The organism is Carboxylicivirga litoralis, from assembly GCF_025499605.1.
Taxonomy (GTDB): domain Bacteria; phylum Bacteroidota; class Bacteroidia; order Bacteroidales; family Marinilabiliaceae; genus Carboxylicivirga; species Carboxylicivirga litoralis.
The window spans coordinates 1-8,861 of record NZ_JAFMVC010000052.1; the positions used below are offsets into that span (position 1 = coordinate 1).

An 8,861-nucleotide genomic window follows, 5' to 3' on the forward strand; every position below is an offset into this window, starting at 1 on the left:
GGAATATATTGAAAACTTTGTGCCTGGAGGAAAGGCACGTTGGGTTATAAAAAAGCTTTCAGAAACAGAGATAGAAACAAGATTTGATGTATCCTTTCCCAATAAAGATTACACTTGTTTCGGTATTAATAATCTGATAAAGCAATAGCTGGTATAGTTTTGAAGGAATTTATTTTAATAAGCCCGAAAGGGCTTTTTTATCAATAATCTTAATATTTCTTCCTTCGGCTTCTATTACTCCTTCATTGTGCAACTCACGTATTACCCTTCCCAACGATGGGCGTGAAATACCAAATATATTGGCAAGTTCACTCTGCGAATTTTTAAGCGTAAATTCCGTTTTACCTTCTCGTCTGACCTGTTCAAGCAGATAATTTGCAAACTTACCACGAATGGATTGCAAGCCCAATAGCTTAATCTTCTTGGTTAGTTTTTGCGCACGGTTAGAAATAATATCGAGATAGTTTTTAAGAACAGTATTTTCATTACAAAATAAGTTCATTAAGTCTTGCTTGGGTATAAACAAAATTTTGGTTTCTTCGACAGCAATTACATCAACAGGTAGCGTATTATCCTCACCGAATAAGAATGCAGAAGCTATTGTATCTGGAGCATGAAGTTCTTCAATACGCAAAGACTTTCCCTGAAAATCCATCATTTCACCAACAGCAGCTCCTTTAACGATTATTCTGAGGCTGTTGCATACATCTCCACTGCTTGCTATCAACTCATCTTTTTTATATGTTTTTACCTGATGATGTACTTTCTTTATTATTTCGCCAATTTCTTCCGATTTTAAATCCTTAAAAATATAGCTCGATTGTAACGCATCTACATAATTTAAAAAGCAAAAACTGCATTTATCATTACAAGGCTGAATATATCTTTCACTAAAACAATTCTTTTCGGTAGTTGTATTTCCCATATACTGTGACTTAGAAGATTATTTGCACAAAAATAGAAAAAAATACCCTTCCTGTAACATATGTTACAGCTATTGCTTTCAAAATGCCACAACTTTGTATCGTTGATTTGAAATTAAAAACTTAAAAAGATAAAATTATGAGCATGTTTTGTTATCAGTGTCAAGAAGCTTCAAAAGGTACAGGATGTACTACGGTTGGTGTTTGCGGTAAGCAAGATTCTACTTCAAACTTACAGGATTTATTAGTGTATGTAACCAAAGGTGTTTCTTTAGTTGCAGAAGTTGCAAAAAAGAATGCTGTTGTAATTGACAAAGCCGACAAATTTGTTTTTGAGGCATTATTTGTGACCATTACCAACGCTAATTTCGATGATAATAAAATCACCGATAAAATTATTGAAGGTATTCAAGTTCGTGATGCTTTAAAGAAAGAATTAGAAGATAAAGGTGTAGAAATCCCAACCCTTCCAGCTAATGCTACATGGGTTGCAGAGGGCGAAGAAGCGATTAAAGCTAAAAGTGAGATTGTTGGTATTTTAACTGAACAAAACGAAGATATTCGTTCATTAAAAGAGTTGTTAACCTACGGATTAAAAGGGATGGCTGCTTACGCTGAACATGCTTTTAATTTAGGTTATACTGACGAGAAAATATTTGCTTTTCTTCATAAAGCGTTAATTGCCACTGCAAGAACCGATATTACAGTTGATGAACTAGTTGGTTTAACATTAGAATGTGGTGAGTATGGTGTTAATGTAATGGCTTTATTAGACAAAGCAAATACAGAATCATACGGAAATCCTGAAATTACAAAAGTAAATATTGGTGTTCGTAATAATCCGGCTATCCTTATTAGCGGTCACGACTTGAAAGATATGGAAGAGCTGCTAAAGCAAACCGATGGAACCGGAGTTGATGTTTATACACACAGCGAAATGTTACCAGCTCACTATTACCCTGCATTTAAAAAGTACGAACACTTTGTAGGTAATTATGGTAATGCATGGTGGAAACAAAAAGAAGAATTTGAATCATTTAACGGAGCTATCCTATTCACTACAAACTGTATTGTTCCTCCAAAGGATAGCTACAAAGACAGAGTTTATACAACTGGTGCATCAGGTTTCGATGGTTGTACTCATATTCCGGACAGACAAGACGGACAACCAAAAGATTTTTCTGCAATCATTGAACACGCTAAGAAATTACCAGCTCCAACCGAAATTGAAACAGGAGAAATTGTTGGTGGATTTGCACACAATCAGGTATTACAATTAGCCGACAAAGTAGTTGATGCTGTTAAAACAGGTGCAATCAAGAAATTCCTTGTAATGGCAGGATGTGACGGTAGAATGAAAGGACGTGAATACTATACTGATTTTGCAGACCAGTTACCACAAGATACTGTTATTCTTACCGCAGGATGTGCGAAATATCGTTACAACAAATTACCATTGGGTGATATAGGTGGTATTCCTCGTGTACTGGATGCAGGACAATGTAATGATTCATACTCTTTGGCTGTTGTGGCTCTTAAACTAAAAGAGGTATTTGAACTGAATGATATTAACGAACTGCCAATTGCATATAACATTGCATGGTACGAGCAAAAGGCTGTGATTGTATTATTAGCTCTATTACACTTAGGAGTAAAAAACATTCACCTGGGGCCAACATTGCCAGCTTTCCTTTCTCCAAATGTTGCAAATGTTCTTATTGAGAACTTTGGAATTGGCGGAATTGGAACAGTTGAAGAAGATTTGAAGCTTCATTTAGCTTAATATAAAACATACTCATAATAAACGCTGCAAAAGATTGTTTTTGCAGCGTTTAATTTAAAAAAGGGTTACGATATGATTGAAAAAATATTTAATACAGCAGAGGTATATAACCTGAAAGATATGGTTGACTATTCTGATGGTTCAACTGTAAGCAAGATTATTACCCGAAACGAAAAAGGTAATCTGACTTTATTTGCATTCGATAAAGGACAAAACCTAAGTGAACATTCAGCTCCCTTTGATGCCATTGTTCAGGTTTTAGAAGGTTCAGGTACAATTATTATAGATAAAAAGGAACATAAGGTGAGTGAAGGGCAATTGATAATTATGCCTGCCAACATTCCTCATGCAGTAGAAGCAAACGAGAAGTTTAAGATGTTACTGATAATGATTAAAGCATCTTAGGTTTACCCATTATTGATACAAACATACATACTCTTAAAACGCTGCAAAGTCTAACTTTTGTAGCGTTTTTTTTATCAAGTCTAATATAAATCGTAAATTCTATTTTCAATTTCAATTTTAAACGATGATATATCCATACTACGAAAAAAGTGAAGTGCTGAAAACAGAGAAAGCCTGTGGCTATCTTTTGGCAGAAACAGATAATAACGATATTGTTGAGTTGCTTATTCTTAAAGATGGGGTGGTTCCGGCACATGCACTCCCTATTGATGTTGTTTTTTATGTTATTTCAGGCAGAGGAAAAATAACTATCACAAATGAAGTTACCAATGCCTTAAAAGGAGATGTTATTGCCGTGAAAAAGAACTTGGACAGAACATGGCAAAATCCTTTTGACGAACCTTTGAAGCTTCTGGTAATTAAACAGAAACCTTAATTGGGATTGCGTGTTAATTTTATTATTGAAGGTAATTAAAACAAATGCTTATGTCGGAATTTACAAATACAAAACAGGCAAGGGTAGAAAAGTTGCTTGAGGTTTCTAAATTAATTTTAGAAACCGGGAATGCTCATTCGTTTATCATTGAAAATAAAGATTTTATTCCAACAGTAATACCTACAGATTTTATCACCCTTTTCGATGAGATTATAAAACAAGGGTACAAAATGGAGGATATAAAAGTCCTTACGAACAAAGTCCTGAATATATTCCATGTTCCTATACGTGATTTTGTAAGAGTTGAACCCAAACCGGATTCATTCCTAAATGTATTAGAACAGAATAATCATGAAATGGAGGTGCTTTTGGATAAAATCCGTCCTTTTTTCAAGCAATTTGTGAAGGAAACCGACAATACAGACCTGAATAAAAAACTTATAGAACTGTTTTCTCAACTCGAAGTATTTGCAAAGCATTATACAATAAAGGAGAATGTGCTATTCCCAATCATTGAAGAAACATGGCCGGACTATCGCTGTTTACAGATTATGTGGTCATTTCACGATGATATTCGCAGAAATATTAAATCCGTTATTACTCAATTACAGGTAGGAAATATAGACCTAAAAATTTTCAATAAATGTGTTGGCGATATATTCTTTAATATGCATGCCATTAAATTCAGGGAAGAGCGTATTTTATTTCCTTACATACTATCAACTATAAGCGAAAGTCAGTTAGAAACTATGAACCGGGAAGGATTTGAGCTTGGCTTTCCTTACATACAACCCAAGCAAATAAAGAAAGACGAGATGGAAACAGCATTTGATGATGGAGTAATTAATTTGGGAACAGGTAAAGTAAATGTAGAGCAAATTAAATTAATATTTAATCATCTACCTGTTGATATAACCTTTGTAGATGAGAACAACAAAGTTTGCTATTTCTCAACACCGCCCAAACGCATTTTTCCACGTACAACGGCTATTATTGGACGTGAAGTAAGTAACTGCCATCCGCCTGAAAGTGTTCATGTAGTTGAACAAATTGTAGAATCGTTCAGAAGTGGAGAAAAAGACCAGGCTGATTTTTGGATTAAAATGCGTGGGGAATATATCCTTATTCAATATTTTGCTGTTCGTGACGAAAACGGAAACTACAAAGGCGTTATTGAAGTCTCTCAGGAAATTTCGGGCATTAAGGCTTTGGAAGGGGAAAAGAGGTTGTTGGATTGGTAGATATTTCGGGAGGGATATTTTTCTATTCTTCAAACTCAATCTTCCCAATCCGTTTCAACCAACCTTCCAAAAACAAATGATTCTTTCCTTTTTTAGAAATTGAATGATAATACCTCACTCTTGCTTTATGTATAGCAACAAACAATAATCTAGGGTCACAGGCATTGATTGCCGATAAGGTCTGATTGCCGATAATTCCGTCCATCTTCAAATCTCCATCAAAGAATTGGTTTAGGGTACGCTGAACGCCCCTGGCACCCCAATAACCGCTATTAACACACCAATCAAAGATAATTTCCTGTAAAGAACCGTTTGAAATACCGCCAATCCTAAACTTTTCATAAAATGTATGGCAATAAAATTCCCTTACCATACAATTCAATTCAGGTATGTCAATGTGTTTGTTCCAAGGTATTTCACCATAGGTTTCTTTGTAGGCATCAATGTATTGCCAGCCTTCCCAATCGGGATGCAAATTCCGGGCAACACCCATGTAGGTTTCCCCACCTCGGTCGCCTTCTACGTTGGCATAGTAACCTTCATGCTTGATTACTCCATCGAATAATTCATCGAATGTTTTCATTTATTACGTCTGTTTTTAAGTTTGACATCATTTACTCCTGATATTGCACCACCGAAAAGAAAGTCTATAATGGTGCTTAGTTTGGTTGAGATTCCACCGTTGATACTGCTCACAAAAGCTATTTGCCAATCATCAAGCTGGATGGTATCTAAGATGAAGTAGTTCAGCATTACGAAAGTCAAACCGCACCAAGCAAGTAAGAAGAAGATTGCAAAGGCTTTTTGAAGCCAACTGTCTTTTTGATACATCTCCCTGGCCGAACTCCTATCAGCAACTGCCATCTTAAAAAGTTCCATTTTCCCCTGGAGCTTTTCTTCTTGTGTGGTGAATATTTCATCAATCAGCTTAGTACCCTCTTTTAAGGTTTCCGCCGTTGCATTTCCTGCTAATTTTTTAAATAGCTTCATCGTTTTATAATTATCTCAGGCATTGCCTGTCATCGTTCTACAAATTTTAAAATGGTATCGAGCTTCTCGTTAAGCTGCTTAATGGTTTGGTGGAATAGTTCTTTACTCACATATATTTCCTTAGAGCTATCCCTTAAATCAGATATGCGTTTATGCAGTACCGTAAACTTGTTTTCACATGAAGCAAGCTCTTTAGTTAAGTGCTGAATATCCTTTTCCAATAAATCGGTTTTGGCATCCACCGTTTCTTTTGTGGCATTCTTTGAAATGGCATTGCGGATGATGAAGGAAACCACACCAACGATAAGCGAACTGAAAGCCCCAATAACAAGCCAATAGAATTTTATTGTCATTTCTTCCATGCTAAAAGATTTTAATGGTTTCTGTGCTGCCCTCCGGAAAGCGGTTTTTCTCCATTGTGGCACTTTGGTTTTCTATGTGCATAATGGCATCCACTATATGCTCCCACTTAGTTCCGCCTTTGGAGCTTCCGTCTCGGTTTGCCTGATTGATGATTACAAATGAGGTGTTGGGAAACTGTTTCTTCAGCTCTTTAAATTCCTCGTGAGAAATATCAGTTGTTTGGGTACTGTCGATAAAAACCACATCGTAATCCCTGAATAGCTTTGGATTGTAGTCCTCGATAATTCCAATTGGGCTATTAATCCCAAGCCTTACCACTTTCTCTTGCATTGTTCCTTTTGCACCTTCTTCATTGGCTACATACAGGACTTTATAACCATGTTGTTTTACCAATTCATCGGCAAACATCAGGGCTACGGTACTTTTGCCATGAAAGCGTGAGCCGTAAATCATTATATAGAAAGGGATATACAGCTTGCCTAATAGTTTACCGAACTTTCCCCTAATGGAGATGGTCTTAAAATTCATTTTGGCAAGGTCGTTTGCCAAAACAATCTGGTCGGATGCAATGACAGTGGTTCTTGTGGTGCCGGGATTGAATGCCCTGTTTTGAGAGCCACTACTTTTGGGCATGGAAGTAGTGGCATTTACTTTCCCAATCCGGCAATGCCTTGTAAGCCTTTTAGCTGAACATTGGTAACAAGCAGCTTGTCACTCTCCAGATAATCATGCAGATGTTTTTGAACGTTTTTTACCTGTTCAAATTCCTTGTCGGATTTGTCAACCTTACCATTTTTCAATGAGTTGGTAACTGTGGTAAGTAAGCGTTGGGCTTTTGCTTTTGTGATATTGCCATACAGGTTGATAAACCTTTTAATCAATGCAACTGCCGGAGTAACACCGTAGTCATCCACAATCTTTTTCAGCTTTGTGTTCAATGAATCCGGAACTTCAAACTTGCAAGTACCATTCATATCCTTATAAGTTTTGATAAGGTCATTACTGATACTTTTAATTTCAGAAGCGTACTTGCTTGTTTTGCGGATAGTTTTTTCGGTAGCTGCCTTTTGAATCACCTTGTACAAAAGCGATACCTGACGTTCTGTAACCTTCTTATTGTGGAAGTTCAAATAACGCCTGATTACCTTAATCTCCAACGGCATCAAATCAACCTCGATGGGTTTACGTTGAGCCTTTTTTCGGGTATTGTTATTAGAACTTTTAGGAGTAGCTGTTTTCCTTTTCGTTGTTTTAGGCTTGGGTGTAACTTTTTTAATGGTGGTTTTCTTTTTTTTACTTTCACGATATTCCTTTAAAGCTGATTTATATTGACCCGATTCTTTATCCAGAATATTTAATGGATGCCTGTCTTCGAGTTCTGGAAAACGCTTTGTGCTTCTGTTAAGATATGGCTCAACAATTTTGAAATGGTTATCAAGCATCTCTTTGATATCCTTATCTTCATTATAAAAATCGGCAAATGAATCAAACTCTTTATGTGCTTCCTGGGCTGCTTCCGGCAACTTTTTGAAGTCAATATTTTTGGTGGCTTCCTTGTAGTTTTTAACTGTAAGTTTCATCGTATTAAGTTTTATTGTTATCGAATAGAGTTATAATCCGGCAACTGCCCGAAGCTGTTTTTGCTTAATCAGAATTGCCTTTGCACGGAGTTTCACAAGTTTCAATTGTTTGCCTGTGTCAATGCTTACCTTTTTACCTTTAGGTGTGGATTGCTTTTGTTTGGCCAGTCGTTTGGGAAATTCCTTTTTGTCTTGCTCAAACATCTTCATTGCCTCATTAGTAAGGCTATCCGTTGTGTTGCTTCGTTTTGTTCCTTTATCCAAAAACTCATCGTAATAATGGCGAGGGATTTTAACAGATAAACTGAATCGCTCACCAAGCAGATTAAGAAGTTTGGGCATCTTGCTTTCTTCAACCGAAGCCCTCATATTGCCCGAAACCATTTCAAAACCATCCCGATTATTAACCAGAAGTTTCACCACTTCTTTATCGGTGTAAATGGGAATATGCGTTTTGGTTTTCGGCATGATGACCTTAAAAGTGCCATCATAATGCCTGGCTATTGTTATTCTATTTTCGGTGGCAATGGTAGCTCCATTACGAAGGCTCATAATGTGCTTTTGCAGTTTGGCGATTGGAGCTACAACATAGTTATCAGCCTTATTATCGTTATTGTCGGGCGACCATGCCTCACTCATTAATATACCTTTTTGTATGCCTCTACCTTTGGTGGTGAAGCTTACCAATTTACCCGAAAAGTCCGCAGAGCCTTGTAGTATATTTCCTGTAACGATATAGCGGATTTGACGGTCTGCTGTGAAGTCTTTTATGGCTTCATCCCAACGTTCAATCAAGCTTTCTTTTTGACCTGTTGTAAGCTGAATACTACGACTCATTACACGCTCAATTTCTTTAGCGGTATCGCCCGATGCAGGGAGAACGATGTATTTACGACTGTCGGAAATGGCAAAGCGAAGCTTCACCGATGACGGTGCATAAGGATTCTTGCGCTTTGGGTTAATGTCAAAACCAAGAAACACGCAGTATGAATTATCGCTACTATCGTTTTCAAAACTTACTGCCGGATAGAAATAACCATGACCGACTTTGAAGAACTTGAAAAAGTTGTTCAGGTAGCGTTTGCGGTTCTCGCTTTGTGTTTTGGTCTTGGTAATCTCGGCTTGTTTTCCTTCTTCAAT

11 protein-coding genes are annotated in these 8,861 nt (G+C 36.9%); 4 read left to right on the forward strand and 7 right to left on the reverse strand.

Annotation, left to right across the window (positions count from 1 at the left end; genetic code table 11):
• Positions 1-169 precede the first annotated feature (169 nt).
• Positions 170-925 carry a Crp/Fnr family transcriptional regulator gene (locus tag J1N10_RS20200; protein WP_262328544.1) on the reverse strand — a complete coding sequence of 252 codons (756 nt, stop codon included), beginning with the start codon at positions 923-925 and terminating at the stop codon, positions 170-172.
• A 137-nt stretch (positions 926-1,062) separates the two neighbouring features.
• Between J1N10_RS20200 and hcp the strand changes: the two genes are divergently transcribed.
• The 4 genes from hcp (at position 1,063) to J1N10_RS20220 (ending at position 4,788) form a co-directional block, all read left to right on the forward strand.
• Positions 1,063-2,706, forward strand: coding sequence for a hydroxylamine reductase (hcp, locus tag J1N10_RS20205; RefSeq protein ID WP_262328545.1), 1,644 nt, complete (start codon positions 1,063-1,065; stop codon positions 2,704-2,706).
• Positions 2,707-2,778: 72 nt separating this feature from the next.
• Positions 2,779-3,111 carry a cupin domain-containing protein gene (locus J1N10_RS20210; protein ID WP_262328546.1) on the forward strand — a complete coding sequence of 111 codons (333 nt, stop codon included), beginning with the start codon at positions 2,779-2,781 and terminating at the stop codon, positions 3,109-3,111.
• 124 nt (positions 3,112-3,235) lie between these two features.
• A complete protein-coding gene (locus tag J1N10_RS20215; protein WP_262328547.1) occupies positions 3,236-3,547 on the forward strand; it encodes a cupin domain-containing protein in 312 nt (103 codons plus the stop codon).
• Positions 3,548-3,597: 50 nt separating this feature from the next.
• Positions 3,598-4,788, forward strand: coding sequence for a DUF438 domain-containing protein (locus J1N10_RS20220; RefSeq protein ID WP_262328548.1), 1,191 nt, complete (start codon positions 3,598-3,600; stop codon positions 4,786-4,788).
• Between the two features lie 22 nt (positions 4,789-4,810).
• Here J1N10_RS20220 and J1N10_RS20225 read toward each other — a convergent pair whose 3' ends face one another.
• The 6 genes from J1N10_RS20225 to J1N10_RS20250 form a co-directional block, all read right to left on the reverse strand.
• The gene (locus J1N10_RS20225) at positions 4,811-5,371 is read right to left on the reverse strand and encodes a glycoside hydrolase family 108 protein (RefSeq protein ID WP_262328549.1); all 561 of its coding nucleotides are present in this window, start codon (positions 5,369-5,371) and stop codon (positions 4,811-4,813) included.
• Positions 5,368-5,778 (reverse strand): hypothetical protein, encoded by a 411-nt coding sequence (locus J1N10_RS20230; RefSeq protein WP_262328550.1) that lies wholly within the window; start codon positions 5,776-5,778, stop codon positions 5,368-5,370. The genes J1N10_RS20225 and J1N10_RS20230 overlap by 4 nt, the downstream gene beginning before the upstream one ends.
• A 29-nt stretch (positions 5,779-5,807) precedes the next feature.
• Complete coding sequence (locus tag J1N10_RS20235; protein WP_262328551.1) at positions 5,808-6,140, reverse strand: hypothetical protein; 333 nt, start codon at positions 6,138-6,140, stop codon at positions 5,808-5,810.
• Position 6,141: 1 nt separating this feature from the next.
• The gene (locus J1N10_RS20240; RefSeq protein WP_262328552.1) at positions 6,142-6,774 is read right to left on the reverse strand and encodes a DNA repair protein RadA; all 633 of its coding nucleotides are present in this window, start codon (positions 6,772-6,774) and stop codon (positions 6,142-6,144) included.
• 14 nt (positions 6,775-6,788) lie between these two features.
• Positions 6,789-7,721 carry a hypothetical protein gene (locus J1N10_RS20245; protein ID WP_262328553.1) on the reverse strand — a complete coding sequence of 311 codons (933 nt, stop codon included), beginning with the start codon at positions 7,719-7,721 and terminating at the stop codon, positions 6,789-6,791.
• Positions 7,722-7,751: 30 nt separating this feature from the next.
• A partial coding sequence (locus tag J1N10_RS20250) for a hypothetical protein (RefSeq protein WP_262328554.1) occupies positions 7,752-8,861 on the reverse strand: 1,110 nt, incomplete at its 5' end.